Origin of the sequence: Pseudarthrobacter sp. SORGH_AS 212 (assembly GCF_030818145.1) — a bacterium.
Classification (GTDB): Bacteria; Actinomycetota; Actinomycetes; order Actinomycetales; family Micrococcaceae; genus Arthrobacter.
On sequence record NZ_JAUTAA010000001.1, the window covers coordinates 1,867,040 to 1,891,958 of the forward strand.

The 24,919-nt window shown below is 67.7% G+C and carries 27 protein-coding genes and 1 pseudogene; 18 read left to right on the forward strand and 10 right to left on the reverse strand.

The genetic code is table 11. The features are described from left to right. Positions 1-10 precede the first annotated feature (10 nt). The 10 genes and pseudogenes from QE394_RS08615 (at position 11) to QE394_RS08660 (ending at position 9,067) form a co-directional block, all read left to right on the forward strand. Positions 11-748 (forward strand): fumarylacetoacetate hydrolase family protein, encoded by a 738-nt coding sequence (locus QE394_RS08615; RefSeq protein WP_056077146.1) that lies wholly within the window; start codon positions 11-13, stop codon positions 746-748. Between the two features lie 112 nt (positions 749-860). Beyond that, entirely contained in the window at positions 861-1,658 is a 798-nt protein-coding gene (locus QE394_RS08620) for an IclR family transcriptional regulator (protein ID WP_056077148.1), read from the forward strand. Between the two features lie 171 nt (positions 1,659-1,829). Further along, complete coding sequence (locus QE394_RS08625; RefSeq protein ID WP_349034285.1) at positions 1,830-3,179, forward strand: MFS transporter; 1,350 nt, start codon at positions 1,830-1,832, stop codon at positions 3,177-3,179. After that, positions 3,176-4,090 carry an NAD(P)-dependent oxidoreductase gene (locus QE394_RS08630; RefSeq protein WP_349034286.1) on the forward strand — a complete coding sequence of 305 codons (915 nt, stop codon included), beginning with the start codon at positions 3,176-3,178 and terminating at the stop codon, positions 4,088-4,090. The genes QE394_RS08625 and QE394_RS08630 overlap by 4 nt, the downstream gene beginning before the upstream one ends. Next, positions 4,087-4,857, forward strand: coding sequence for an SDR family oxidoreductase (locus tag QE394_RS08635; RefSeq protein WP_056077153.1), 771 nt, complete (start codon positions 4,087-4,089; stop codon positions 4,855-4,857). The genes QE394_RS08630 and QE394_RS08635 overlap by 4 nt, the downstream gene beginning before the upstream one ends. A gap of 179 nt (positions 4,858-5,036) precedes the next feature. Beyond that, positions 5,037-6,219: pseudogene (locus QE394_RS08640) on the forward strand (ABC transporter substrate-binding protein). Between the two features lie 230 nt (positions 6,220-6,449). Continuing rightward, positions 6,450-7,391 carry a matrixin family metalloprotease gene (locus QE394_RS08645; protein WP_231994419.1) on the forward strand — a complete coding sequence of 314 codons (942 nt, stop codon included), beginning with the start codon at positions 6,450-6,452 and terminating at the stop codon, positions 7,389-7,391. 92 nt (positions 7,392-7,483) lie between these two features. Further along, the gene (locus tag QE394_RS08650; protein WP_056077160.1) at positions 7,484-8,206 is read left to right on the forward strand and encodes a VIT family protein; all 723 of its coding nucleotides are present in this window, start codon (positions 7,484-7,486) and stop codon (positions 8,204-8,206) included. A 49-nt stretch (positions 8,207-8,255) separates the two neighbouring features. Next, complete coding sequence (locus tag QE394_RS08655; protein WP_349034287.1) at positions 8,256-8,741, forward strand: hypothetical protein; 486 nt, start codon at positions 8,256-8,258, stop codon at positions 8,739-8,741. Positions 8,742-8,851: 110 nt separating this feature from the next. After that, a complete protein-coding gene (locus QE394_RS08660; RefSeq protein WP_349034288.1) occupies positions 8,852-9,067 on the forward strand; it encodes a metal-sensitive transcriptional regulator in 216 nt (71 codons plus the stop codon). Positions 9,068-9,212: 145 nt separating this feature from the next. On the opposite strand, the gene QE394_RS08665 is transcribed toward QE394_RS08660, so the two are convergent. The 4 genes from QE394_RS08665 to QE394_RS08680 form a co-directional block, all read right to left on the reverse strand. After that, entirely contained in the window at positions 9,213-9,608 is a 396-nt protein-coding gene (locus tag QE394_RS08665; RefSeq protein ID WP_261618882.1) for a hypothetical protein, read from the reverse strand. Positions 9,609-9,693: 85 nt separating this feature from the next. Then, positions 9,694-10,191: a MarR family transcriptional regulator gene (locus QE394_RS08670; protein WP_349034289.1), complete on the reverse strand. Its 498-nt coding sequence runs from the start codon at positions 10,189-10,191 to the stop codon at positions 9,694-9,696. A 93-nt stretch (positions 10,192-10,284) separates the two neighbouring features. Next, entirely contained in the window at positions 10,285-11,223 is a 939-nt protein-coding gene (locus tag QE394_RS08675; RefSeq protein WP_349034290.1) for a carbohydrate kinase, read from the reverse strand. 42 nt (positions 11,224-11,265) lie between these two features. After that, positions 11,266-12,060: an alpha/beta hydrolase gene (locus QE394_RS08680; RefSeq protein ID WP_349034291.1), complete on the reverse strand. Its 795-nt coding sequence runs from the start codon at positions 12,058-12,060 to the stop codon at positions 11,266-11,268. Between the two features lie 77 nt (positions 12,061-12,137). On the opposite strand from QE394_RS08680, the gene QE394_RS08685 reads away from it, so the two are divergent. From QE394_RS08685 to QE394_RS08695, 3 genes are all read left to right on the forward strand, one after another. Then, positions 12,138-12,794: a cyclodeaminase/cyclohydrolase family protein gene (locus tag QE394_RS08685; protein WP_056077169.1), complete on the forward strand. Its 657-nt coding sequence runs from the start codon at positions 12,138-12,140 to the stop codon at positions 12,792-12,794. A 131-nt stretch (positions 12,795-12,925) separates the two neighbouring features. Then, positions 12,926-13,849 (forward strand): AEC family transporter, encoded by a 924-nt coding sequence (locus QE394_RS08690; protein ID WP_268160049.1) that lies wholly within the window; start codon positions 12,926-12,928, stop codon positions 13,847-13,849. Between the two features lie 67 nt (positions 13,850-13,916). After that, positions 13,917-14,657, forward strand: a complete 741-nt coding sequence (locus QE394_RS08695) for an SDR family NAD(P)-dependent oxidoreductase (protein WP_056077173.1) — start codon at positions 13,917-13,919, stop codon at positions 14,655-14,657. 118 nt (positions 14,658-14,775) lie between these two features. Here QE394_RS08695 and QE394_RS08700 read toward each other — a convergent pair whose 3' ends face one another. The 3 genes from QE394_RS08700 to QE394_RS08710 are packed head-to-tail and all read right to left on the reverse strand — an operon-like array spanning position 14,776 to position 18,257. Beyond that, positions 14,776-15,765 (reverse strand): ribokinase, encoded by a 990-nt coding sequence (locus tag QE394_RS08700; protein WP_349034292.1) that lies wholly within the window; start codon positions 15,763-15,765, stop codon positions 14,776-14,778. Beyond that, a complete protein-coding gene (locus QE394_RS08705; protein WP_056077177.1) occupies positions 15,762-17,189 on the reverse strand; it encodes an MFS transporter in 1,428 nt (475 codons plus the stop codon). The genes QE394_RS08700 and QE394_RS08705 overlap by 4 nt, the downstream gene beginning before the upstream one ends. Continuing rightward, a complete protein-coding gene (locus tag QE394_RS08710; RefSeq protein ID WP_349034293.1) occupies positions 17,190-18,257 on the reverse strand; it encodes a nucleoside hydrolase in 1,068 nt (355 codons plus the stop codon). Positions 18,258-18,514: 257 nt separating this feature from the next. On the opposite strand from QE394_RS08710, the gene QE394_RS08715 reads away from it, so the two are divergent. Continuing rightward, positions 18,515-19,552 carry a LacI family DNA-binding transcriptional regulator gene (locus QE394_RS08715; RefSeq protein ID WP_349034294.1) on the forward strand — a complete coding sequence of 346 codons (1,038 nt, stop codon included), beginning with the start codon at positions 18,515-18,517 and terminating at the stop codon, positions 19,550-19,552. Here the strand turns inward: QE394_RS08715 and QE394_RS08720 are convergent. Both QE394_RS08720 and QE394_RS08725 read right to left on the reverse strand, forming a co-directional pair. After that, positions 19,542-19,928 carry a M1 family aminopeptidase gene (locus QE394_RS08720; RefSeq protein ID WP_349035391.1) on the reverse strand — a complete coding sequence of 129 codons (387 nt, stop codon included), beginning with the start codon at positions 19,926-19,928 and terminating at the stop codon, positions 19,542-19,544. The two genes, QE394_RS08715 and QE394_RS08720, sit on opposite strands and share 11 nt — an antisense overlap. Beyond that, on the reverse strand, positions 19,828-21,018 hold the full coding sequence (locus QE394_RS08725) for a M1 family peptidase (RefSeq protein ID WP_349034295.1): 1,191 nt from the start codon (positions 21,016-21,018) through the stop codon (positions 19,828-19,830). Before QE394_RS08725 ends, QE394_RS08720 begins: the two co-directional genes overlap by 101 nt. A 312-nt stretch (positions 21,019-21,330) precedes the next feature. Between QE394_RS08725 and QE394_RS08730 the strand changes: the two genes are divergently transcribed. The 3 genes from QE394_RS08730 to QE394_RS08740 all read left to right on the forward strand — a co-directional run bounded on the left by QE394_RS08730 (position 21,331) and on the right by QE394_RS08740 (position 23,335). Continuing rightward, entirely contained in the window at positions 21,331-22,437 is a 1,107-nt protein-coding gene (locus QE394_RS08730; RefSeq protein ID WP_056077185.1) for a (p)ppGpp synthetase, read from the forward strand. A 173-nt stretch (positions 22,438-22,610) separates the two neighbouring features. Further along, on the forward strand, positions 22,611-22,757 hold the full coding sequence (locus QE394_RS08735; RefSeq protein WP_156368333.1) for a lmo0937 family membrane protein: 147 nt from the start codon (positions 22,611-22,613) through the stop codon (positions 22,755-22,757). Positions 22,758-22,852: 95 nt separating this feature from the next. After that, positions 22,853-23,335, forward strand: coding sequence for a nucleoside deaminase (locus QE394_RS08740; protein WP_261618872.1), 483 nt, complete (start codon positions 22,853-22,855; stop codon positions 23,333-23,335). A 31-nt stretch (positions 23,336-23,366) separates the two neighbouring features. On the opposite strand, the gene QE394_RS08745 is transcribed toward QE394_RS08740, so the two are convergent. Beyond that, complete coding sequence (locus tag QE394_RS08745) at positions 23,367-24,050, reverse strand: GntR family transcriptional regulator (RefSeq protein ID WP_349034296.1); 684 nt, start codon at positions 24,048-24,050, stop codon at positions 23,367-23,369. A 107-nt stretch (positions 24,051-24,157) separates the two neighbouring features. Here QE394_RS08745 and QE394_RS08750 point away from each other — a divergent pair, with 107 nt between their 5' ends. After that, positions 24,158-24,916 carry a 5-oxoprolinase subunit PxpA gene (locus tag QE394_RS08750; protein ID WP_349034297.1) on the forward strand — a complete coding sequence of 253 codons (759 nt, stop codon included), beginning with the start codon at positions 24,158-24,160 and terminating at the stop codon, positions 24,914-24,916. Positions 24,917-24,919 lie beyond the last annotated feature (3 nt).

The window sequence follows — 24,919 nt, forward strand, 5'->3', positions numbered from 1 at the left end:
GGGAGAACCAATGCGCATCGCCAGAATCAACACAGCGTCCGGGACCCGGCACGCGGTTGAACGGGCCGGATCATGGCACCACATCGTCGACCCGTTCGAGGCACCGCTCCGCTTCACGGGCGGCACCACCCCCGCCGGTGAGGCGGAGCTCCTCGCTCCCGTGGCCCCGGCGGTAGTGGTAGGCATCGGCCACAACCTGACCCTCAACGACCACCCACTGCCCATCCAGGCATGGCATAAGTCCGTCCACACCGTGGCCGGACCTGGCGACCGGATCGTCGCCGCACGCGGCCGCGGCACAGTGAACGTAGAAGGTGAACTCGCCGTGGTGATCGGCAAGCAGGCAGCTGACCTGACCGCGGAGAACGCCCTGGACCACGTCCTCGGCTACACCTGCGTCAATGACGTCACCAACGTGGATCAGAACGCGGTGGACGAGCGGAACTTCCAGGGCAAGGCCGGCGTCAACTACACGCCACTCGGACCGTGGATAGAAACCGCCCTTCCGGATCCCGAGCGGGCTGGCATCGGCGTCTTCGTCAACGGAGTGCCCAAGGCCAACTCCGGGACGTTCAACCTGCCCTCCTCTGTGGTGGACTGCCTTGTCTACGTCACCTCCTGGCTGACCCTTGAGCCCGGGGATGTCGTCATGACCGGCGCGCCCGGCACCGCGGTGCCCGTGGAGCCGGGCGACCGCGTGGACATCGTGGTGGAGGGCGTCGGAACCCTGACCAGCGCGGTCGGTTGACGGGCCGCTCCCGCATTCTTCGGGACCGCACATCCGCCGGGGCACTTATGATGGATACCGTTCAGTTGACTGAACGGACACCGCAGTCAGTCCCGGCAACCTAAGGAGAATCATGGCCGATTCCCGCACCCCCGCTTCACCGGACAAGTCGGGAGCCGCCTCGCCGGCGCCGGCAGTCACGCGTGCGGCCGCCGTCCTGGATGCGCTGGCGGCTTCTGCAACGGGGCGGCTGACCCTCAGCGACCTTTCGCGCGAAGTGGGGATTCCCAAGTCTTCCACCTCCAATCTCCTGCTGGCGCTCGAAGAAGCCCGGCTGATCACCCGGCAGGGAGCGGAATTCACCCTGGGCCGCAAGCTGGTGGAACTCGGCGCTGCCTACTTGGGCCGGATGGACGAGGTCCAGGAGTTCTACCGCTACTGCGAACAGGCCTCCGTCCTCTCCGGGGAGACCGTCCGGATCGCCATGCTGGACGGAACCAACGTTATCTACCTCGCCCGCTACGAGGGCCACCCCGCAGTCCGCCTGACCTCCAATATCGGCGACAAGATGCCGGTATCCCTCTGCGCCGTAGGCAAGGCGCTGATCGCCCGGCTCAACGTGCACGACATCGAAGGGATGTTCCCTGACGACGCCGAACTGCCGGTCCTCACGCCCAAGTCGCTGCGCACCGGGGCGGAACTGAAGTCGCAGCTGCGCGAAATCCGCGAGCAGGGCTACGCCTTCGAGGACGAGGAAAGCACCACCGGAGTGGTGTGCCTGGCCGTGTCTGTTCCGACGCGCGGCGCCCACGGTCCCAGCCTGGGCCTGTCCGTCACCGCGCTGAAGGCCACCTACACTCCGGAGCAGGGCTCGCAGATGGTCAAGGAGCTCAAGGAGCTGGCACACTCGCTGGGCAACCCTATGGGCTAAACGCGGCCGCGGACTCCAAGCCGCAGAGGAACGCCACTTCTCAACAAAACAAAAAACTGTTGCCAGTTGTTCAGCTTGCTGTATTGTGTTCAGCATAGTGATCGACACAACAGGTGTTGTCGCTATCCCACCAGGCCAACGGGGGCCTGGAGTGCATTAGAGGGAGTTCTCGTGACAACTCGTACTAAATCACCGCAGACCGATGCGGACGGCGCCGTCGTCGATCCGGAGCAGCTGCGAAGGGCAACTCTTGCCAGCTCCGTGGGTTCGGCCCTGGAGTACTACGACTTCTACATTTACGGCCTCGCATCGGCCCTGATTTTCGGCCCGCTGTTCTTCGCCCCGCTGGGCGAGAGCGGCGCCGTCATCGCCTCCTTCGCCACCTACGGCGTCGGCTTCGCGGCCCGGCCTTTCGGCGGCGTGGTCTTCGGGTACATCGGGGACCGGTTTGGCCGCAAAATGGTGCTGATCCTGACCATCGGCCTGATGGGCATGGCCAGCTTCGCCATCGGGCTCCTCCCCACCTTTGAGCAGGCGGGGATGCTCGGGGCGGTGCTGCTGGTTGCCCTGCGCATCCTCCAGGGCCTGGGCGCCGGAGCCGAGCAGGCAGGCGCCACAACGCTGATCTCCGAGGTGGCCCCGCGCCGCCGTCGCGGTTTCTTCGCCTCACTGCCCTTCGTGGGCATCCAGCTGGGCACGCTCCTGGGCGCCGGCACCTTCGCCCTGATGGCCCTGGCGGACAAGGAAGTCCTGCAGGGCTGGCTCTGGCGCGTACCTTTCCTGGCCAGCGTCATCCTGATCATCATCGCCGTCTTCATCCGGCTCAAGCTCAAGGAGACCCCGGTCTTCCAGGAGCTCGAAAAACACAAGGCCGTGGCCAAGAACCCGGTGGGCCAGATCTGGAAGCACTCCAAGAAGAACGTGCTGGTGGGCATCGGCCTGCGGATGGGTGAAAACGGAAACTCATCGATCTACTCGGCGCTGCTGGTGTCCTTCATCAGCATGCCGGCCGGCGTCTTCGCCGGCGACAAGTTCATCGGCCCCACCGGCCTGCTGATCGCCGCCGGATTCGCGGCGGTCCTGGTGGTCACCTTCGGTGCCCTGTCCGACCGCTTCGGCCGGGTTCCCGTCTACCGCTACGGCGCCCTGTTCCAGGCCGTCATCGCCCTCCCGGCCTTCTACCTGGTCACACTGGGCAACGTCACCCTGGTCTGGGTGGTCATGGTGGTTGGCATCGCCCTGGGCGTCCAGTCCATGCTCGGCCCGCAGTGCGCCCTGCTGCCGGAACTCTTCGGCTCCCAGCACCGCTTCACCGGCGTCGCCCTCAGCCGCGAAATCTCCGCAGTGCTCGCCGGCGGCTTTGCACCGATGATCGGTGTGGCACTGCTCGCAGCTACCGGCCACTCCTGGCTGGTTCCCGCGATCTACTCCCTGGTGCTGGCGTCAATCTCTTTCGCCACCACCTTCTTCACCCCCGAAACGAACGGCCGCGACCTGCTGGTCGTGGAGGACGCCAAGTGACGCACGGCTCCGTCGGCTTCGTGGGGCTCGGCCTCATGGGCGCCCCGATGGCCGCCAACCTGCTCGGCGCCGGGTGGCAGGTCAGGGGTTGGAACCGCTCCCCCGCAGCCGTCCGGGACCTTGAACTCCGGGGCGGGTCCGGCGTCGACACCGTCGCCGACCTGCGCGGCGAGCCCGTCATCATCTTCATGCTCCCCGATCTTCCCTTCATCGAAGAGTCCGCGGCCGGCCTCCTGGCGGCATGGCGGACGGAGCCACCCGCGCCGGGGACGCTGGTGGTGGTCATGAGCAGCGTGTCACCGGTGGGGGTGCAGGCGTTCGGCCTCGCGGTGGCTGAGGCCAGCGCCGGGAACGCCTCCGTGCTCGATGCACCGGTCAGCGGCGGCACGGACGGCGCGCGCCGGGGAACCCTGGCCATCATGGCCGGCGGCTCCGAGGCGGACTTCGCACGTGCGCTGCCGGTCCTGGAGGCCATGGGCGCGGCGGTCCGGCGGCTGGGCGGGCTGGGCGCCGGCTCCCTCGCCAAGGCGTGCAACCAGCTGGTGGTGGGAACCACGACGGCGGCACTCGCCGAAGCCGCGGAGCTGGCCGAACGCTCGGGCCTGGACGTCCACGCCCTCTTCGAGGTGCTCGCCGGGGGCTTCGCGGGCAGCCGCGTGCTGGACCAGGTGGGACCCCGGCTGGCGGCCAAGGATTACACACCCACAGGGCCGGCCAAGTTCATGCGCAAGGACCTGTCATTCGTACTGGACAGTGCACGCAGCGCGGGTACCGCCACACCCATGGCGTCCGCCGGAATCGAGCTGTACACCGAGCTGGTGGCGCAGGGCCTGGGAGACCAGGACCTTGCGGTGGTGCGGCAGGCCGTCGCGAACCTCAGCGCAGCCGGCGCCGGAGAGGCCCGGCGATGAGCCAGTTGTTTGACCTGACCGGACGCACCGCCCTGGTCACGGGTTCCAGCCGTGGCATCGGCAACGCACTCGCCCGGGCACTGGCGGAGGCCGGCGCCACGGTGGTCCTGAACGGGATCAATGCGGAGCGGCTCGCAGCGGCCGAGGCGTCGATGGCAGCGGATTTCGCCCCGGGCCGGATCCGCAGCTGCGCGTTCGACGTCACCCGGGACAGCGACGCTGAGCGGGGCGTTGCCTGGGTGGAGGAGAACGTTGGCCCCCTGGAAATCCTGGTCAACAACGCCGGAATCCAGCACCGGGTGGCCATGCTCGACCTCGACGTCAGCGATTGGGAGCGGGTCATCAGCACCGACCTCACCAGTGCCTTCCTGGTGGGCCGCGCCGCAGCCCGCGTGATGGTGCCCCGGGGCCGCGGCAAGATCATCAACATCTGCTCCGTCCAGACGGACCTGGCCCGGCCCACCATCGCGCCCTACGTCGCCGCCAAGGGCGGGCTGCGGAACCTGACCCGTGCCATGACGGCGGAGTGGGCGTCATCAGGGCTGCAGATCAACGCCATCGCTCCGGGCTACATCCACACGGAGATGACGCAGAACCTGGTGGACGACGAGCAGTTCAACTCCTGGATCCTGGGAAGGACACCGGCCCGGCGCTGGGGTACCGCCAGCGACCTGGCCGGCCCTGCCGTCTGGCTGGCGTCGGACGGTTCGGCCTTCGTCAACGGGCAAACCATCTTCATCGACGGCGGCATGACGGTGGTGGTTTAACGGGAGACTGCACCCGGATGTCCGGGCGCGGGGAAGACGCCGTGCGACCTTCCGTGACGCTGGACGACGCCGCGTTGCGGCTGCGCGTCGTCCCGTTAACGCCTGCTACGGGAATCATTGTGGCCCTGCTGGGCGCTCCGTAATCTCGTCTCAGCACCCGCCCCAGCAAAGGAATCCCCATGGCAGACCCCCAGGACACGAGTCCGCAGAACCCCGGAAGCTCCACCCGCATCGTCGCCGGCCAGGCCGCTCCCAAGCGCCCCCTGGGCCTGAAAATCGGCATCGCCGCCGCCATCCTCGCCCTCGTGGGAGGCGGCGCCGCCGTCGCCTCAGCCGTCAACGCGAACAACACCGCCACCGCACCAGAGGCCGCAGCAGCGCCCGCCGGAAACCCGGCGGCGGAACTGAAACTCGGCTACTTCGGCAACGTCACCCACGCCCCCGCACTGGTGGGCGTCAGCAAAGGCTTCATCAAGGACCAGCTCGGCGACACCAAGCTCAGCACCCAGGTCTTCAACGCCGGTCCCGCGGCCATTGAGGCGCTCAACGCCGGAGCCATCGACGCCACCTACATAGGCCCCAACCCGGCCATCAACTCGTTCGTGAAGAGCCAGGGCGAATCCATCAACATCATTGCCGGTGCGGCCGCCGGCGGAGCGCAGCTCGTGGTGAAGCCGGAGATAAACTCCGCCGCGGACCTCAAGGGCAAGACCCTCGCCTCCCCGCAGCTCGGCGGCACCCAGGACGTGGCCCTCCGCGCCTGGCTGACCGCCCAGGGCTACAAGACAAACGTGGACGGCAGCGGCGACGTGGCCATCAACCCCACCGAGAACGCCCAGACCCTGAAGCTGTTCCAGGACGGCAAGCTCGACGGCGCGTGGCTGCCCGAGCCCTGGGCCTCACGCCTGGTGCTGACCGCCGGTGCCAAGGTGCTGGTGGACGAGAAGGACCTGTGGGACGGTTCGCTGTCCGGCAAGCCCGGCGAATTCCCTACAACTATCCTGATCGTCAACCAGAAATTCGCCGCAGACCACCCGGACACCGTCAAGGCGCTCCTGAAGGGCCACGCCAAGTCCGTTGAGTGGGCTGAACGGTGCCGCCGCGGATGAGAAGGCCACCGTCATCAACGCAGCACTCAAGGAAGCGGCCGGCGCCGAGCTCAAGGCCGATGTCATCGACCGGTCGCTCAAGAACATCGTGTTCACGGTGGATCCGCTGGCCGGAACGTACCAGAAGCTGCTGGCCGATGGCGTCACGGCCGGAACCACCAAGCAGGCCGACATCAACGGCATTTTCGACCTGCGGGCCCTCAACGAGGTCGCCGGCGAGAAGACCTCCGCCGCCAACCTCGGCAAAGAATAGCCGCCAACCACCACAGGGCGCCCGCCCGGCAGGAACGGCACCAGCGCTCCGGCCGGGCGGGCGCTTTTAACTTGTGGAAATCCTGCGCTTAGCCGCCGGAAACAGGCGCCTCGCCGCCCCTAAGCTGAAGAGGATTCATCGGCAGGCGGCACGGGGGATGTTGGGTGGGCGGTTCAGGCAGGGATCATGGCACATGGCCGGGAGCGCCCGACGGCGGCCCGTTGCCAAGGGTGCGCCGGTCACCGAGCGGAAGGATCCCGCAGTGGGCCATCGACGAGGCGTTCGGCCGGCAGGCACAGCAGGCTCCGTGGCGCGCACCGGAACCGGCGCCCGCAGGACGGCCGGCGTTTGGCGGTTTCCGCCGGCCGTACCGGCCCCGGCAGCGGAAGCGGCGGCTGCTCCCCGCGCTCGGCCTGGCGCTGGTCATCTGCCTGTACTTCACGCCGTCGTTCTTCAACCGCGTTGTCCTTCCCTTCGCGGCACCGTACCTGCCGGGGGCAACGGTTCCGCCGCCCGGGTTCGAGGCCGCGTCCTCGCCCCTGGGGACTCCCCCGGCCAGCACCGGCTCCACGGCTTTCGTCCTGCAGGACTCGCCCGATCCCGGCCAGCGGTTCGCCGCATACGATCCGTGCCGTCCGGTCCACTACGTAGTGCGTCCTGACTTCGCCGTGCCGGGTGGGGACGCGCTGATCCGGGACGCGGTAGCAGCGACCTCCGCGGCCACCGGCCTGCAGTTCATCTACGACGGCACCTCAACCGAAGCGCCGGCAGATGAGCGGGAGGCCTTCCAGCCGGACCGCTACGGCAAGCGCTGGGCCCCGGTGCTGATCGCATGGTCCACCCCGCAGGAGTCACCCGGCCTCGCCGGCGACATCGCGGGCGACGGCGGCAGCACCTTCGTCCAGGCACCCGGCCAGCCGATGGTCCTCGCCGCCGGCCAGATCCGGCTGGATGCGCCCGACCTCGCGGGCATCCTCGCCAGCCGCCCGGACGGAACGGACCAGGTGCGGGCCATCATCATGCACGAACTCGGCCACGTTGTGGGCCTGGACCACGTCAACGATCCGGGCCAGCTGATGCATGCGGCCAACATGGGCGTGGTGGATTTCGCCGCCGGGGACCGCGCCGGGCTGGCCCTCCTGGGCAGCGGCCCGTGCGTTCCCCAGCTCTGACCCCCGGCGCAAGACAGGGCGTGCCCGGGGGCGCGGATAGGGTATGCAAACCTGCGTAGCCGGGGACCGCTGCCGGTGTTTTACTTTCCCCTATGACTGAGTTGCTGAAGCAGCACCCAAACGAGCCGCACGACGACAGCATTGCAGCGCGCCTGAACTGGCTGCGCGCGGGCGTCCTTGGAGCCAATGACGGCATCGTGTCCGTGGCCGCAACGGTGGTGGGAGTCGCCGGTGTGACCAACGATGTCACCCCTATCCTGGTGGCCGGCGCGGCCGCCGTGGTGGGTGGCGCCGTCTCCATGGCGCTGGGCGAGTACGTGTCCGTCAGCAGCCAAAGCGACAGCCAGCGGGCCCTGATCGAGAAGGAACGCCAGGAACTCCGTGACGATCCCGACGGCGAACTGGAGGAGCTAGCCGCCATCTACCAGGCGAAGGGACTCACCGAAGCAACCGCGCGCACGGTGGCCCTCGAGCTCACCGAGCACGATGCGCTGGGCGCGCACCTGGAGGCCGAGCTGAAGATTGATGAGGCCAGCGTCGCCAGCGCCTGGCACGCAGCGTTTGCCTCGGCCATCGCCTTCACCGTCGGTGCGGTACTGCCGCTGCTGGCAATCCTGCTGCCACCGGCCGAAATCCGGATCCCCCTCACCTTCGTGGCGGTTGTCATCGCCTTGGCGATTACCGGCACGGTCAGCGCCAGGATCGGCGGCAGCTCGAAGCGGAAGGCCACCCTGCGCCTGGTCATTGGCGGCGCCCTTGCCATGGCTTTCACCTATGGCGTTGGCCTGCTGCTGGGCACCACGGGGATAGCCTGACTCCAGCACACCTGATCCGGCGTCACTGCCCAGTCCCTAGGAGCTTTGCATGGTGGAAATCGGCGGCCTTCCGGCCCACATCCTCCTGGTCCATGGAGTGGTTGTCCTGGCGCCGCTGGCGGGCCTGATGGCGGTGGTCTTTGCACTCTGGCGCCGGAGCAGGGCCTACCTGGCCTGGCCCCTCGGCGTCCTGGCCTTTGGCCTGGTGCCGTTGTCCATCCTCACCGCGCAGGCCGGTGAACAGCTGGAGAAGGCCAGGCCTGCCTCGAACCTTATCCGGGAGCACGCCGAGCAGGGCGGCTTCTTCCGGTTCGTGGCGGTGATCTTCCTGGTGGTGGCGGCCGCGCAGATTCTTGCCGCCTTCCCCGCCGCAGTGAACCGCTGGCACGTGCTCCGCGGAGCCGGACGCCTCCTGGCCGCCCGCTGGTTTGTTCCGGCTACGTCAGTTCTCGGCGTCCTGGCGGGGCTGTTCCTGATCTACGAGGCCGTTGTGACCGGCCACTCCGGCTCGGCGTCGGTCTGGAGCGGAACCTAGGGCGCTGCACGGGGAATGGCCCGCTGGAAAGGTGGCTGGGATCATCAATCCCCCGTCGCTGGAGTAGACCTTGGAACTGCCCCGCCGAACTTACGCCCGTCATCAATCGCATGAAGCGCGCCCAGGGCCAACTTGCCGCTGTCACGCGCATGCTCGAGGAAGGCCGCGATTGCAAGGATGTGGTCACGCAGCTGGCGGCGGTATCGAAGGCCCTTGACCGGGCCGGATTCGCCATCATCGCCACCGGGCTGGAGCAGTGCATCGTCCAGAAGGACGAAACCCTGGACCGGAAAGAGCTGGAGAAGCTTTTCCTCTCCCTGGCCTAACAGGCGGGCGGGGCCAATACGCGCCGGACGCCAGGGGCGGACGACGCCGGCATGCGGCTGCGGCGCGTCAGCGAAACACCGGGGCGGGTGGCCGCAGGGCGGCGGCGGGGCAACAGCCCGCCAAAGTGGAGCTAAGTAGCTTGAGCTAGGCCTGCGCCTGCATGCCGAGCGGCGGCATGGCCGGGCCGGCCAAACCGGGGGCAGCGGCAACATCCATCAGTGCAGGCCGCTGCAGGTAAGCCTCAAGCTCGTCGGCTGAAAGGCCGGCCGTCCGGGCCAGGGCAGGCGCGCTGACACTGAAGGCCGAGGCGCCGCGGAGAGCCGCGCACAGGTCCTCTTCGGCGGCGTCCAGCTCCCACTGCAGCTGCTCCAGTTTGGCGGACGCCAAGGCAACTGCCTTCATCCATCCGCCGGCCTCCGAGGGCGCGCCGGACGCCCCCACGGGATCGGCATTGAAGCCATAGCTGTCGGGCAGCGGCAGGGCGACGACATCGGCCAGGTGATTCCGGTTCCGGCTCTGTGGTTCTGCTACCGCTGTCATGTCGCCCTCGATCCCTCGTTTACCGAATTGCTAGTTTGTCTAGTATTTAGTACCTCTAGGCAATTGTCCAGCCCGGTTTGGCGGATCAGTCCCTCGCCACCTCGTCCATGGCGTGGCGCATGCGGACCAGGAAGCCGAAAACTGTTCCAAGCTCGTCGCGGTCAAGGGATTCTATGAGGTTGGCGATGGGCCGCCGGGCGTCGTCCAGCGCCTGGACTTCCGCGGTCTCGCTCAGCCCGGTACTCCGGAGGATGGAAGCCCGACGGTCCGAGGGGTGGGGCTCCCGCACCACAACGCCGCCTGACACCAGCCGGTCAATCAGGGCAGTAATCGAGGCGGAGCTCAGCCCCAACAGGGCCGATAATTCCGTGGGGCGCATGCCATCGCCGCGAAATGTTGCCTCACGGACGTAGCGCAGGGCGAGGACGTCGGTGGCACCGCGATCCATGATGGGGCGGGTGCGGCGGAGCATGGCTGTCTCCGCGGCACGGTACTCGCTCAGCGCATCAAGGACGTCGGTTGCACCGATCCGGCCAACCGCTTCCCGGGTGTCGACACTTCCCAATCCACCTAAAGGAGTCATGACCCTTCCTCGATAGCCTAGTAACACGCCCGTCAAGCTAAAAATACTAAGGCATTCACCCTGCAGTGTCGATGTGGGGGGCCAGCTCCCGCGTCAGTCCCCTGGCAGGGCGTTCATCTCCGCCCGGGTGGGCGGGTTGGCGCCGGGCCGGGAAACGGTGACAGCAGCGGCGCGGGCAGCGTGGGCCAGCAGTTCCGCCAGCGCCTCCGCGGGCAGCTCGCGCAGGTCCTTCCGGTTTTGCGCGCCGTCCAGGCCCCGGTCCACGAGTCCGGAGAGCAGGGCCGCCATGAAGGAGTCGCCGGCGCCAACGGTGTCCGCCACCTCGACGCGCGGGGCCGCCACTGCGGCCTCACCTGCGGCCGTGATGCCCCACGGACCCTCCCCACCGCGGGTCACCACCACCATCGCGGGGCCTTCGGAGCCTCCCAGTGCCAGCCACTGGCGGGCGGACTCCAGGACGTCCTGCCCCGGATACAGCCAGGCGAGGTCCTCGTCCGAGGCCTTCACCACGTCGGCGAGGGAGACGAACTTTTCCGCGTGGCGGCGCGCGTAATCCACGTCGGTGATGATGCTCGGGCGGCAGTTGGGGTCGAAGCTGATGGTGGCATGCGGGTGTGCGTATTCGACGGCGGCCAGCACCTCGGTGGCGCCGGGCGCCAGCATCGTGGCGATCGATCCGGTGTGCAGCAGCGTGGTGCCCTGGAGCATGAAGCCGAGCCGGTCTGCGATGCCGGGAAGCTCCCAGGCGAGGTCGAACGTGTAGGTGGCGGCGCCGTCGTCGTCAATCAAGGCGGTGGCAACGCTGGTGGGCAACTCATCCGGGCCCAGCGGAAGCATCACCGAGCTGGCGCGGAGGTGCGCGGCCACGGAATCGCCGTAGGCGTCGCGCCCGTAGCGGCCGATGAACTGCACCGGGTGGTCCAGGCGTGCCAGGCCCACCGCAACGTTGAGCGGGCTGCCGCCTACGTGGGCTTCGATTCCCGAAGCGCGCTGGACAACGTCAACAAGGCCTTCGCCGATCACCGTGAGCATGGTCATACTCTGCCAGAGAAGCGGGCGGGGCCGAATTCCATGTCAGCGCAGCAGTTCACACACCAGTTCGCGGCACGCCAGGTAGGCCGGGGCGGTGATGTCGATCAGCGCGAAGTGGTCGCCGGGGACGCTGACGAACCGTGCGGGCACCGCCGATCCCCGGGCCGCGTCCACATAGCCTGTGGACATTTCCGGCGGCACGTCGTCGTCGGCTTCGGCGTGGACGGCGTACACGGGAACGTCCAGCGGCAGCGCCGCCATGGGGCTGGCCAGCCGGTGCCGGGCGGGGAATTCCGACGACGGTCCGCCCAGGAGGTTGGCTACGGCACCGTTGCTGAGGTTGAGGCGTTCAGCGCCGGCCAGGTCCAGGACCCCGGACTGGCTGACCACGCCGGTGAGCCGGACTCCCCGCCGGCCCGGAAGGCTGTCCGCGTTTCCTGTCCCCAGTTCCGCCACCCTGCCCCGCCCGGCGGCCCAGACTGCCAGGTGCCCTCCGGCCGAATGGCCCAGGGCCACCACCTTCCCCAGGTCCAGGGCATGGGGGTCCGCGAGCGCTGCCAGATGGTCGATGCCCGCCAGGATGTCATCGAACGTGCCGGGCCAGCCGCCTCCGTTTCCGGCGCGCCGGTACTCCAGGTTCCAGGCGGCGATCCCGTGTTCCGCCAGGTCCCTGGCCAGAGGTTCGCCGAGCTCGGCGCCATACTTCGCACGCCAGTACCCGCCATGGATCACCACCACCACGCCCTGGTGCCGGGCGCCTACGGGAAGATCGGGGAGGAACAGTTCGCCCCACTGGCTGGGATCCTCGCCGTACGGGTAGCGGTGGCGTTGAATCATGTGCCGAGACTACAGGGGGACGGGACGGCAGGGACCGGACCCGTTTAGCCGGGCCTGTTCCTGGGCACCCTTCAACCATGGAAGAACGTGACGTGACCACCCGGAGTTCCACCGTTGAGGAGTGGACGCAGGCCCTGTCCGAATCCACCGGCTCACCGGGCGGCGGTGCCGGGACAGGCGTAATGCTGGCCGTTGCTGCGTCGTTGGCCTCGATGGTGGCCGGCTATACCGAACCGGGCGCGGACCATCAGCAAACCGTGGACGATCTCAGGGACCGTGCCCGGAAACTGCGGAGCGAGGCGCTGCACCTGGCCGACGAGGATTCGACGGCGTCCCGGGCCTTCGGCGCCGCCTTCCGGTTGGAGCCCGGCGCTGAACGGGACAACGCCATCCGCGAGGCCTCAGTTGACGCCGCGCACGCCTCCGCCGTGCTCGGCGCCCGGGCGGTGCAGGCCATAGACGATCTCGCCTGGCTGGCGGCGCACGGCAATAAGGCGCTGATCGCCGACGTCGTTGTCGCTTTCGGTGCCCTCCGCGCGGCCGTGGCGGGAGCCCGGACCAACGTCAGCTTCGACCTGGGATCCCTGCGCTCCACCGGGGCTTCCCTTGAAGAGATCCGTGAACAGCAGCCGGAACTGTGGGCTTCCGTGGAGCGCCTCACCGGCGCGCTGGAGCGGATTGACGCACTGACGGACCAAATTGATTCCCGCGCCGCCCCTACGGATAGCATCTGACAGGGCCTCCTGCCAGGGGCAGCGGCCAACGGCAGCAGTCAAAGGCTCGGGTCAAAGGCTCGGGTCAAAGGCTCCGGTCAAAGGCTCCGCCAGGTACTGCCGCCCTAGGGCGATGAGATTAGGACAGCGGTGTGGACGGAGTCCTAAAGGGATTTTTTGTGGTGGGCGTGGTCATGTTCGTCGGCTACGTGCTGGGCAAGACGAACGCGCTGGGCCCGCAGGGCACCAAAGTGCTTTCCAGCCTGACGTTCCTGGTGGGACTGCCCAGCCTGATGTTCTCGATGATCGCCACCCGGCACATCTCGGAGGTCCTGAGCGAGACGGGCCTGATCTCCGTGGTCACCGCCGTGGCCATGATGGCGGTGTTCGCCCTGGTGGGTGCGATCGCCCGCTGGGGAGTCCGCCGCACCACCATCGGCGCCCTGGCCACGGGCATCGTGAACTCCACCAACCTCGGCGTTCCGCTGTCGCAATACGTCATGGGGAGTGCCACCTACGTCACACCCATCATGCTGTTCCAGCTCGCCGTCATCACCCCGATCGCGCTGACCATCCTGGACCTGACCAACCCGGACGGGACCAAGCCTTCCCTGCGCCGCATCCTCGCCACCCCCTTCCGCAACCCCGTGACCGTGGCGGCCATCCTGGGCATCATCGTCAGCGCCGTCGGCATCGAAATCCCGCCCCTGGTGTTGGATCCCCTCAAGCTCATTGCGCAGGTGACGGTTCCGCTGATGCTGATCATCTTCGGCATGTCCCTCCATGGCCTCTCACCGCGGGCCAGCAGCAGCGACAGCGCGCCCACGTTCCTGGCCGTCGTCCTGAAATCAGCCATCCAGCCCGCCCTCGCGTGGACCCTGGCCAGATACGTCTTTCACCTGGATGACTTCAACACCTTCGTGGTGACCGCCTGCGCCATCCTGCCCACTGGCCAGAACGTGGTCCTCTACGCGGTGCGGTACCGCGTGGGCCAAAGCCTTGCGCAGACGACGGCGGTCATCACCTCGGCGCTGGCTGTTCCGTTGCTGCTCGGGGCGGCCTGGCTGCTGAACTGAGCTCCCGGGGCAGACTTGGGCGCGGGTATAACTGGGTACCAGGAGCACAAACAACGGAGGTTCTTCCATGGCACGGATTCTGGTGACCGGTTCAACGGACGGGCTGGGCCTGGCTACGGCGGAAACGCTGGCCCGCGAAGGCCACCACGTGTTGGTCCATGCCCGGTCTGCCCGGCGCGTGCCCGCGGTGCAGCACCTGGTGGACCAGGGCGCGCAATGCCTCGTGGGAGATCTCTCGGACGACGCCGAAGTCCGCCAGCTCGCTGACGAGGCCAACCGCATCGGCGGGATCGACGCCGTGATCCACAATGCCGGGGTCCTGGACGGCGCCGCGCTCCTGCCCGTCAACGTGGTGGCGCCGTACCTGCTCACAGCGCTGATCAGCGGGCCGCGCCGGATGATCTACCTGAGCAGCGGCATGCACCGCGGCGGCAACACCCGGCTCGACGGCCTGGACTGGTCAGGCCGCTCCGCCACGGCGTCGTATTCCACTACCAAGCTGCACATCACGGCCTTCTCGGCAGCCCTGGCCCGCCTGGTGCCCGGAGTCACCAGCAACGCCGTGGACCCGGGCTGGGTGCCCACCCGGATGGGCGGACGGTCCGCCCCGGACGATCTTGAGCTCGGCCACCGTACGCAGGAGTGGCTGGCCACCAGTGATGATCCGGACGCCAACGGCAGTGGCGGCTACTGGTACCACCAGCGCCGGCAGGCGCCGCATCCGGCTGCGGAAGATGGGGATTTCCAGGACGCCCTGCTCGCCCGGCTGGCAGGGCACACCGGCGTCACTCTGGACGCGCTCCACTGATCATCGGTTGCTCCGTAAACGCCGTTTTGACACCTGAAAAGGGCGTCGGGCCCACGCCGGCAGGGTTCCTTGGCCGAGCTTGCGTGGCTAGGGTGCCGGTGGGGGGCAGTCGATGGGGCTAAGACTTGCGCAGGCGCCGTTCGACGTCGGCCGTTTCCGGGTACGCTGCCTGGGTGCCCTTGCGCGTGGTGGCCAGGGCCGCGGCCACGGAGGCGAACGCTGCGGCGTCGGCGAGCGCATCGCCTAAAGCGAGCCGGACTGCCACGGCACCGGTGAAGGCATCCCCGGCGCCGGTGGTGTCCACCGCATCCACCCTGGTGGGCTCCACGAACACCACGGATCGGCTGGCCGGGGCGTCGGAATCCAGCACTACTGACCCGTGCGCCCCGAGTGTCACCAGCACCTGCCGGATCCCCCGTTCGGCGAAGCGTTCACGGACGGCATCCCATTGCGCCGCGTGGGCGTCAGCACCCGGGACGGAGGCCCCGGGGCCGAGGAACAGCGCGGCTTCGTGGGCGTTCACCAGCAGGACGTCCACCAACCCGGCCAGCGCTGCGGGGATGTGCGCGTAAGGCGAGAGGTTCAGCAGGACCTTCGCACCGGCGTCGTGCCCTGCCTGCGCTGCCGCCAGGACCGTGGGCATGGCAACTTCCAGGCAGAGGCTGACGACGGCGGCTCCGTCCAGGACGTCCGCGGCCTCCGCCACGTCCGCCGGGGACAGCGTGCCGTTGGCGCCCGCGGAGATGATGATGTTGTTTTCGCCGCCCGCATCGACCGCGATCACGGCGACGCCGGTGGGCTCGCTGGAGGTGCGCACCCGCCCTACGTCCACGCCGGCACCGGCCACCGAGGCCAGCAGCATGTGCCCGTTGGGGTCATCCCCCACGGCACCCACCAGGCTGACGTACCCGCCGAGGCGGCCGGCGGCGACGGCCTGGTTGGCGCTCTTGCCGCCGGGATTCACGGCGAAGCCGTTGCCGTGCACCGTTTCCCCGGGCTGCGGGAGCCGTTCACAGTAGATGGTGAGGTCAGCGTTGAGGGAGCCGACGACGACGATCCGGCCAGCGCCCAGGGAGTCAGCGCCCGCGGACCCGGCTGCGGCGCTCATTCGGCCACCTCGGCCTCAACCGGCTTGGGGATCAGCAGCGACGCCGCGAACGCGGCCACCGTCAGAGCCAGGCCGACCACCACCACGGTGAGGTAGGAAGCAGTGGCATCGCCAAGGGAGGCGGTCGCCACCAGCACGGCGGGCAGGATGAGGAAGCTCAGGCCAGCACCGAGGTTGAAGGCACCGGCGTTCATGCCGGGCAGGAAGCCGGGGTTGCCGGCGGGCGAGAGGACAACGCCGAGTCCGTTGAGCATGATGTTGACCGTACCGGCGTACATGATGCCCAGCAAGACCGTTCCGGCAATCATCATCGGCAGGCTGTGCAGGCCCAGGAACCCTATGACGGCCAGCGCCGCGATGCTGCCGAGCAGGCCGATGCGCAGCACCTTGGTGTAGCCCAGGACTGGTGCGAGCTTGCCGCTGAGCGGGCCCACCACCCAGCCGAGCAGGGCGTACGGGGTGAGGATGATCAGTGACATCTCGGTGGGGCCCACCCCGAAGCCCGGGCTGGCGGCCTGGACGTAGGCAGGGACGATGCCGTTGATGACGGCGAAGATGCCGGTCATGGTCAGGGTGGTGGTGAGCAGCGGGGCCCAGGTGGCGCGCTGGCGCAGGTGCACGGTTTCCACCATCGGCTGCGCGGCGCGCTGTTCAGTACGCCAGAAGGCGAAGAACGCGACGGCGGACACGGCTACCAGCGCCAGGCTCAGGATGAGCGTGCCGGAGTTGAAGCCGCCCACCAGCTTGGAGCCTTCGTTCAGGGCGGTGAGCAGGGCACCGACGGCCACCACGATGAAGAACACGCCCAGCCAGTCCATCCGGGTACCGGCGGCGGGTTTGCTTTCGGCGGCCAGGAACACGATGAGGGCGGTGGCAGCGACAGCCAGGACCACCATCAGCCAGAAGATGCTGCGGAAGCCGAAGTGCTCTGCGAAGTAGCCGCCCACGAAGGAGTCCACGCCCGCCACTCCACCGTTGACGGCGGTGATCAGGCCCATGAGCGTGCCGTACTTGCGGGGGTTGCTGACGGCGGAGCGCAGCATGATGAGGCACAGCGGCACCGTGGGTCCGCTGACGCCCTGGATGATCCGGCCAACGAAGAGCCAGGTGATGTCCGGGGCGAGGGCGGCGATGACGGAGCCCACAGCCATCATCACCATCATGCCGACCAGGACTTTCTTGCGGCCCACGATGTCGCTCAGGCGCGGCAGGAACAGGGAGAACAGGGCGGCGGCGGTGAAGAACCAGGTCTGTGAGAGCCCGATGACAGCCTGGTCCGCCTTGAGTTCCTCGCCCATGGTCACCAGGGCGGGGCTCAGCATGGAGGCGTTGAGCTGGAACGCCACGCAGGCGGCCAGCAGCGCGGTCATGAGGGCTGCGATGTTGCCGCGGCCGGTCTTCGTTTCAGTCATGGTGGCGGCCATTTACTTAACCCCTCCGGCGGCGAGCTGGGCGCCTTCGTTAAGTTCGACGTCGGACGCGTTGCCTTTGTTGTCCATGTCGCCGGCGCCCGGCTCGCCGATGCGGACCAGCGCTTCGGTGACGAGGTCCCAGAACCGTGCGTGGTCCAGGTCCACGGCCACGCTGGTGTGGCAGTCGGCGGGGGCCGGGGCGCGGAAATCGGCCACGGTCATGCCGAGGGTAAGGGTGCCCTGCAGTTCGATGTTGACGGGCACCTTGCGGGTGCTGACGATGCTGGGGTCGATGACGTACGCCACGGCGCAGGGATCGTGGACGGGCGGGTAGTCGAAGCCCTGGGCGTCCTTGTAGGTGTGGGCGAAGAAGTCCATCAGTTCGGTGACGAACTTCGCCGGGCCGGTTCCGATGGCGGCGATCTTCTCCACTACGTCCGGGGTGGCCAGCGCCTGGTGGGTGAGGTCCAGGCCCACCATCACCACGGGCCACTTCTCGTTGAAGACGATGTGCGCGGCCTCGGGGTCGATGATGATGTTGAATTCGGCCACGGCGCTCCAGTTGCCCACGTGGTAGCCGCCGCCCATGAGGACCACTTCCTTGACGCGTTCCACGATCCGCGGTTCCTTGCGGGCGGCCATGGCGATGTTGGTCAGGCCGGCGGTGGGAACCAGGGTGACGGTGCCGGGTTCGTGCGCCATGACGGTGTCGATGATGAGGTCGACGGCGTGGCGCGGGTCCAGCTCGATGGCGGACTGGGGCAGGGCGGGGCCGTCCATGCCGGACTCGCCGTGGATGTCCGGCGCGGTTTCGATGCTGCGGACCAGCGGGCGGTCACAGCCGGCAGCGAAGGGGACGCCGGTGATGCCGGCGATGGTGCCCACGGCGAGCGCGTTGCGGGTGACTTTTTCGAGGGTTTGGTTTCCCACCACCGTGGTGACGGCCAGCAGGTCGATGTCCGGGTTTCCGTGTGCGAGCAGCAACGCCACAGCGTCGTCATGCCCGGGGTCGCAGTCCAGGATGATTTTCCTGCGCTCGATGCCTTGGACCGGCTCAGGGTTCTGGAAGGTGGGTTCCATGGTGTTCTCCACGTCATTGGGGCCCGTGCCAGCTGCCTGGCGTCCGGGGAGTTGTAGCGTTCAGGAGTGATCATGGCAGCAGAATGTGGTGCACGTCAAACGCTTAACGTTGACGCAGGTCAAGCGCTTGACGCACCCGGTTTCTGACGAGGGTCTTTTCTGGCATGTGCGTGCTAAATCCTCTCCCCAACCCGCCAGCCGATGCGCACGCAACCCGCCAGCCGACCGTCAGCTCCCACGCCCACTACGATCAACATATGGAATCCGCGGAACAAAGGCAGCAGCACGCGCGCCCACAGCGGATCACGGCGGCCATGGTCGCCGCCCGGGCAGGCGTTTCGACGGCGACAGTATCCCTGGTGGCCAACGGCAAGACGGCGGGCCGCGTCTCCGAGGACAACGTGACCCGCGTTCGTGACGCCATTGCCGAGCTCGGCTACGTGGTGGACGGAATCGGCAGCTCGCTGGCCAAGGGTGTGAGCTCCATCGTCATCCTGGTGGCGCCGGATATCTCCAACCCCTTCTTCGCCAAAGTCATCGACGGGGTGCGGGAATCGCTCGGCCCGCAGTATCAGCTGCTGTTGTCCGTCACCGAAGCGGGCGAGTTTCCGCAGGCCAGCGACGTCCGGCGGCTCATGTCGCTGCGCCCTGCCGGGCTGCTGGTGGACGCACCCAACGCAGACTTCCTCGAGGACCTCGCCTCGCCGTCGCCCCTTGTCCTGCTGGACGCGCCCGGGCTGGAATCCTACGCACCGTCCGTGAACCTCGATGTGGCCAGCGGGGCACGCCAGCTGGCATCACACCTGGCCGCCGCCGGACACACTGAAGCGGCCTATGTGGACAGTGTGACCGGCACGGACACGTTTGCCGTGCGGCGTGCGGCGTTCCTGGAAGAAGCCGCGGCGCGCGGCATCTCCGTGAGCCCGGACCGGATCATCAGCACCACCATCGACGTCGGGACAGCGGCCGCCGCGTTCGCCGCCGCCTGGCCGGAGTGGCAGCGCGCGGGGGTGACCGCCGTCGTCTGCGGAACCGATACGCACGGTTACGGTGTGCTGCAGGAGGCTCGGGTGGCCGGGGTGCGGATCCCGGAAGAACTCGCGGTAGCCGGCTTCGACGACCTCCCCTACTCGGCCACCAGCAATCCCGGCCTGACAAGCGTCCACCTGCCCGCCACGGCCCTGGGCCAGAAAGCGGGCGAGCAGCTGCGCCGGCTGATGGAGGGCAAGTACCTGAAACCGGGCGGCGTCACGCTGGAAACGTCGCTGGTGGTGCGCGGCTCCACTACGGCATAGCCGGACGGTCCCCCTTCCGCAGCCAGTCATTGAAGAACGCGTCCAGCTGCTGGCCTGAGGCCTCTTCCATCACTGCTTCAAAATCCCCGGTTGTTGCCGAGGAATTGGCGTAGCGGTCCAGCCATTCGGCGGCCCCGGCAAAGAAGGCCGCGTCCCCGATCCTGGCCCGCAGTGCATGGAGTGTGGCGGCTCCCCGCCGGTACACCTGCTCGGCGAACAGGTTGTCCCGTCCCGGATTGGAAATGTCAAGCGCCCAGAGGTTCTTGCCGTCCAGTTCAGCCACGGTCTCCGTGAACTGCTTTGCCACCGTCGCCTTGCCCTGGTGCTCGGCCCACAGCCACTCGACATAGGTGGCCCAGCCCTCGTTGAGCCAGATGTCCTTCCAGTCCCGCCGGGCTGACGCTGTTGCCGAACCACTGGTGACCCAGTTCGTGGACAACGGTGTCCTCATCGGCAACCTCTGAATAGACCGGCCGGGTTTGCGTTTCCAGGGCGTAGTCCACCGAGTCGTCATCCACGATCGCCCCGAAGGCTTCGAACGGATACGGCCCGAACAGGTCCGACAGGTAGCGGATCATCTCTGGCTGCAGTGCAAGGGCCGCAGTGGTTTTCACCAACGCGGGGCCCGTCACACCCTTGTCCACCGCATTGATGATCGGCAGGCCGCGGGGTCCCTCGTCGTATCGCAGGGTGAAATCGCCGACGCTTGCCGTGGCAAGGTAGCTGGCCATCGGGTCCGCCGCCTCCCAGTTCCAGGTTGTCCAGCCGGCGTGTGTCTCCGGGTGGTCCCCGGGCAGGCCGTTGGCCACTGCGGTTTTTCCTTCCGGGACGGTGATGCGGAAGGAGTACGTGGCTTTGTCCTGGGGGTCGTCATTCACCGGAAACCAGGTGGGTGCGCCGTCGGGTTCGTTGACCACAATGGCTCCGTCAGGGGTGGTCACCCATCCGTACAGCGCCCCCGTGGTGTCCTGGGGCCGGCTGGTGGCACCGCCGTAGCTGATGGTGATGGTGGTTGTCCGGCCTTCCTTCAGTTTTGGCCGCAGTCCGACGGTGAGTTCCCACCGGCGGTTCGCATCGTCCTGCACCTGGGTCCATTCCGAGGGGTCCGCGCCGCGGTTGACGTCCCTGCCGTCGACGTCCACGGCCGTGGCGGTGAGTCCGCGCAGGTCGAAGTTGAGGGCGTCCAGGTCCTGGATGGCGCGCAGGGTGATGGTGGCCTCCGCGGTGAGGTTTCCCGCTGCGCCCGGGTCCGATGGCGGCGTGTAGCGGAGGTCGAGGCCGTAGTGCAGGACGTCGTACCCGCCGTTGCCCGCGTACGGGAAGTAGGGATCACCACTTCCCGCCGCACCTGGACCGTAGCGTGGGCCGCCTTGGGGTGCGGCCTGCGCCGGGGTGATCCCGCCGGCGGCCGTCAAGAGTGCTACTGCTGCCGCGGCGATGCGGCGGCCCTTCGTCAGGTTGGTCATGGTTGCAGTCCTGGAATGGTGCCGGGCGCCGGGCGGTTCCGGCCGTGGCAGTTCCGCCCACGCCCGCCGGAGGTAACAAGTTGTGTGCCTTCGCGGCGACGAGACCGGTACCGGCGGCCCGCGGGCCGCTGTTGCCCCACCAGATGAAATGAAAGCTAGGCCAGCCTGCGGGGCGTGTCAACACTTCCGCGCCCCCTTCATTCCCCTCTTCCACCTCCGGGTCCGGGGCGGGGGCGCGTGTCCGGTGGCGGCCTGTGACTCGCAAAGATCGGCCGCCGCCGTTCTGTCAGACCCCGGCCGTAAGCTGGGAACATGCCGAGTAACTGGGAGAATTTGGACGAGCCGCTGCGCGAATCCGTGCAGCACAACGTGGAGCTGTACGAGCGCGTCCGCCCTGCCCTGAAGCTGGTTACCCGGGATGTGCTGCTGGTCCTGCGGGACATGCTCAAGGACAGCGAGGTCACCCCGCTGTTTGTCACCGGCCGCACCAAGACGGTGGAGTCGTTCAAGGAGAAGATCTCCCGCACGGAGGAGCCGCTGGAACCGGGCGGGCGGCGGCTGCTGAAGTTCCCGGACCCGTTCCGGACCCTCAATGACATGGTGGGGATCCGGGTCATCACCAAGCTGCCGGCCGAGAATGCGGCGGTGGCCAACATCATCAAGCGGCAGCGCCAGCTGTTCGACTGCCGCGGGGACCGGGAAAAAGACATCGGCTCCATCGAGTCCGGCACATACGGGTATTCAAGCCGGCACCTGATCCTCCGGACCATCCAGAACGAGGCCGTCAAGGAGTACCAGCAGGTCTTCAATCCGGAGGTCACGCCCAACGGCAGCTACTTCTTCGAGTGCCAGATCCGCACCATCTTCGCGCACGCGTGGAGCGAGATCGAGCACGATATCCGTTTCAAGGCCGAGGATCCCCGGGCCTGGACCCCGCACTTCGACCGGCAGTTCACCGCCACGGCGGCAATGCTGGAAACGGTGGAAACGGCGTTCGCGGACCTGCACGAACGGTACGAGGAAGTGCGCAGCTTCTGGGACACCGACGGGGAGGGCGCAGCGCCCCTCACGCCCAACCGGGTCAGGGATGTGTGGCGCACGCTGCTGCCGCACGTGGACCGCAAGGTGGATGACGACTGGGGCTGGGCCTCGGAACTGCTCGCAGCACACGGACTCACCCGGACCATGGAGCTGGCCGGGCTGCTCCGCGCCGAGCAGATCACGGAGGTCCGCAAGGCCCTGGACCACCGCTACTCCCCCGGGCCGGACCGGCTGCTGGATGACCTCCTGCTGTGGCAATTCGGCACCAGGCACATTGACCTCACGGCAGAAGCGGCAGACGCCGTCCCGCACCCGCGGCGCGACAGCCTCCTGCGGCGTCTCCGGCAGATCGAACGGTACCGGGTCACCCAGAAATAGGTCCCGGCGGTTGGGGACCGCGCCCCGGATGGTGGCCGTGGATCGCCCCGTGGCGGGCTTGGGCAAATTAACAGCGCGGTGTTTGGCGTCCAGGGATTGTGCCGGGCGTAGGATGTGAAAATCCGCGGGCTGAAGCACAATTCCATCCGAAATGTACCCACAAGGAGAATTCCATGTTGCTTTGGATTGCCATCATCATCGCCGTTCTGTGGCTTCTCGGACTGCTCGCCAATATTGGCGGCGGCCTGATCCACATCCTGCTGGTTGTCGCCGTTGTTGTCCTGATCTTCCACTTCGTCCGCGGCAGGACCCGCGCCTGACGAAGCCCCCCCGAGTCCGGCATAACAGCCAGGAGGTCCCGGCTACCCGGGGCCTCCGGCGGTCCGCCGGATAATCCGCATGCGAGAATGACCGGATGACTTCCGAATCCCGGCTGACGGCCGCCACGTTGCCCCCGCAGGCGACTTCTGACGCTGCATTCGAGGCCGCCTACGCGGCGGCCCGGAAAAGCTCCAGCGAAGGCGGCATCCCCATCGGCGCGGCGCTTGCCCGCAACGGGGTGGTCATCGCCAGCGGGCACAACGAGCGGGTCCAGAACGGCGATCCGATAGCGCACGGGGAAATGTCGGCGCTGCGGGCGGCCGGCCGGCAGCGCAGCTACAGGGATGCCACCCTGTACACCACCCTTGCCCCGTGCGCCATGTGCACCGGAACCATCATCCAGTTCAAGATCCCCAGGGTGGTGGTGGGCGAAGCGCGCACCTTCCCGGGCGAGTTCGACCTCCTGCGGTCCCGCGGCGTCGAAGTGATAGTCCTCGATGACCAGCGCTGCGTGGACATGATGCGCGATTTCCAGGACAACAACCCGGAACTGTGGGCGGAGGACATCGCCGAGTAGGCCCCGGACCCGTCGGCACGAAGCTGCCGGCCTACTCGCTGTGCACTGCCGCCAGGTTGTCCTCGGAGCGGTCCAGGTAGGCCAGCAGGAGATCGGCGGCCCGGTCTAGCTCGCCGGCTTCCAGTGCCTCGCAAATTGCTTCGTTGTCCGGCAGGTAGCGCTGGTAGAACAGCGCATCAGCGGTGGCCTTGTGGAAGAACAGGCGCATCTCGGCCAGCACCTGGGCCATGACCGTATTCAGCCGCGGGCTCCGGGCCATCGCCACGATGGCGCCGTGGAAGTGCTGGTTGGCGGTTCCCCCGGCTTCATCGTCACCGGCTGCCGCAGCGCGCTTGCCTTCCTCCACCGCGGCCCGGACAGCGGCCACATCCTCGGGGTTGCCCCCGCCGCGCATCGCGCTGACCTCGATAAACCGCCGGACCGTGTAGACGTCATGGATGTCTTCAGCCCCCAGGCTTGCCACGAAGACGCCGCGGTTGGGGTGCCGGACCACCAGCCGCTCACTGGCCAGTTCCGCAAAAGCTTCCCGGACTGTGTTCCGTGAGACGCCCAGGTCCTCGGCAATGGTGGATTCGGTGAGCCTGGCCCCCGGGATCAGCGTGCCTTCGGCCAACTGGCGGCGGAGTTCCTGGGCCACGCGTTCGGCCACGGACGGCACGGCCACCCGGAGGCGGCCTGCGGAAGCGGGAGCGGGAGCGGAATCGATGGTGGCCATACCCGAGAATTTACACGATCGTCACATCGTTGAATCGAAGGATTGTTGAACAATCCGTAGATTTGGTGCATCCTAGATATGACCAACCAATGAGACGGGGATCACAAATGACTTCCATCGACCTCAACAGCGACGTCGGCGAGTCCTTCGGCCGCTGGACCCTCGGCGATGATGCCGCCATGTTCAGCTCGGTGTCGAGCGCCAACGTGGCCTGCGGATTCCACGCCGGGGACCCCAGCGTGATCCGCCGGACCTGCCGAACCGCGGCGGAGGCCGGCGTCGTCATCGGCGCCCACGTGGGCTACCGCGACCTCGCAGGCTTCGGACGCCGGTTCCTGGACATCAACCCAAGCGAACTGGCCGACGACGTGGTGTACCAGATCGGTGCGTTGCAGGCGTTAGCTGCTGCCGAGGGAACGACAGTCCGGTACGTGAAGCCGCACGGCGGCCTGTACAACGCGATTGTGTCGCACACCGCCCAGGCGCGCGCCGTCGTCGACGCCGTAAAGTCCGTGGACGCCGGCCTGCCCATCATGGGGCTGCCAGGTTCGGAAGTCCTGCGGCTGGCAGAGGAAGCGGGCCTGCGGGCAGTGACCGAAGCCTTCGCGGACCGCGCCTACAACCCGGACGGAACCCTCGTGTCCCGTGCCCAGCAGGGTGCAGTCCTTCACGATCCCGCCGAAGTGGCGGAGCATGTATTAAGGATGGCCACCGAACAGTCCGTCAGGACCACCGACGGGTCCATCCTGAAGATCCGCACAGAAAGCATCTGCGTGCATGGTGACTCCCCAGGGGCCGTCGCAATGGCCACCGCCGTGAAGTCCGCCCTCGCCGACGCCGGCATCAGCATCGGCGCGTTCGCCTAGCCA

Excerpts from the sequence above, each read along its gene's own strand:
- QE394_RS08660 (WP_349034288.1), top strand. The coding sequence starts at position 8,852 with ATGAAGCGCGCCCAGGGCCAACTTGCCGCTGTCACGCGCATGCTCGAG.
- QE394_RS08750 (WP_349034297.1), top strand. The coding sequence starts at position 24,158 with ATGACTTCCATCGACCTCAACAGCGACGTCGGCGAGTCCTTCGGCCGC.
- QE394_RS08620 (WP_056077148.1), top strand. The coding sequence starts at position 861 with ATGGCCGATTCCCGCACCCCCGCTTCACCGGACAAGTCGGGAGCCGCC.
- QE394_RS08655 (WP_349034287.1), top strand. The coding sequence starts at position 8,256 with ATGGTGGAAATCGGCGGCCTTCCGGCCCACATCCTCCTGGTCCATGGA.
- QE394_RS08730 (WP_056077185.1), top strand. The coding sequence starts at position 21,331 with ATGCCGAGTAACTGGGAGAATTTGGACGAGCCGCTGCGCGAATCCGTG.
- QE394_RS08745 (WP_349034296.1), bottom strand. The coding sequence starts at position 24,050 with ATGGCCACCATCGATTCCGCTCCCGCTCCCGCTTCCGCAGGCCGCCTC.
- QE394_RS08725 (WP_349034295.1), bottom strand. The coding sequence starts at position 21,018 with ATGACCAACCTGACGAAGGGCCGCCGCATCGCCGCGGCAGCAGTAGCA.
- QE394_RS08710 (WP_349034293.1), bottom strand. The coding sequence starts at position 18,257 with ATGGAACCCACCTTCCAGAACCCTGAGCCGGTCCAAGGCATCGAGCGC.
- QE394_RS08635 (WP_056077153.1), top strand. The coding sequence starts at position 4,087 with ATGAGCCAGTTGTTTGACCTGACCGGACGCACCGCCCTGGTCACGGGT.
- QE394_RS08675 (WP_349034290.1), bottom strand. The coding sequence starts at position 11,223 with ATGCTCACGGTGATCGGCGAAGGCCTTGTTGACGTTGTCCAGCGCGCT.
- QE394_RS08695 (WP_056077173.1), top strand. The coding sequence starts at position 13,917 with ATGGCACGGATTCTGGTGACCGGTTCAACGGACGGGCTGGGCCTGGCT.
- QE394_RS08735 (WP_156368333.1), top strand. The coding sequence starts at position 22,611 with ATGTTGCTTTGGATTGCCATCATCATCGCCGTTCTGTGGCTTCTCGGA.
- QE394_RS08665 (WP_261618882.1), bottom strand. The coding sequence starts at position 9,608 with ATGACAGCGGTAGCAGAACCACAGAGCCGGAACCGGAATCACCTGGCC.
- QE394_RS08700 (WP_349034292.1), bottom strand. The coding sequence starts at position 15,765 with ATGAGCGCCGCAGCCGGGTCCGCGGGCGCTGACTCCCTGGGCGCTGGC.
- QE394_RS08685 (WP_056077169.1), top strand. The coding sequence starts at position 12,138 with ATGGAAGAACGTGACGTGACCACCCGGAGTTCCACCGTTGAGGAGTGG.
- QE394_RS08680 (WP_349034291.1), bottom strand. The coding sequence starts at position 12,060 with ATGATTCAACGCCACCGCTACCCGTACGGCGAGGATCCCAGCCAGTGG.
- QE394_RS08715 (WP_349034294.1), top strand. The coding sequence starts at position 18,515 with ATGGAATCCGCGGAACAAAGGCAGCAGCACGCGCGCCCACAGCGGATC.
- QE394_RS08705 (WP_056077177.1), bottom strand. The coding sequence starts at position 17,189 with ATGGCCGCCACCATGACTGAAACGAAGACCGGCCGCGGCAACATCGCA.
- QE394_RS08670 (WP_349034289.1), bottom strand. The coding sequence starts at position 10,191 with ATGACTCCTTTAGGTGGATTGGGAAGTGTCGACACCCGGGAAGCGGTT.
- QE394_RS08615 (WP_056077146.1), top strand. The coding sequence starts at position 11 with ATGCGCATCGCCAGAATCAACACAGCGTCCGGGACCCGGCACGCGGTT.
- QE394_RS08650 (WP_056077160.1), top strand. The coding sequence starts at position 7,484 with ATGACTGAGTTGCTGAAGCAGCACCCAAACGAGCCGCACGACGACAGC.
- QE394_RS08740 (WP_261618872.1), top strand. The coding sequence starts at position 22,853 with ATGACTTCCGAATCCCGGCTGACGGCCGCCACGTTGCCCCCGCAGGCG.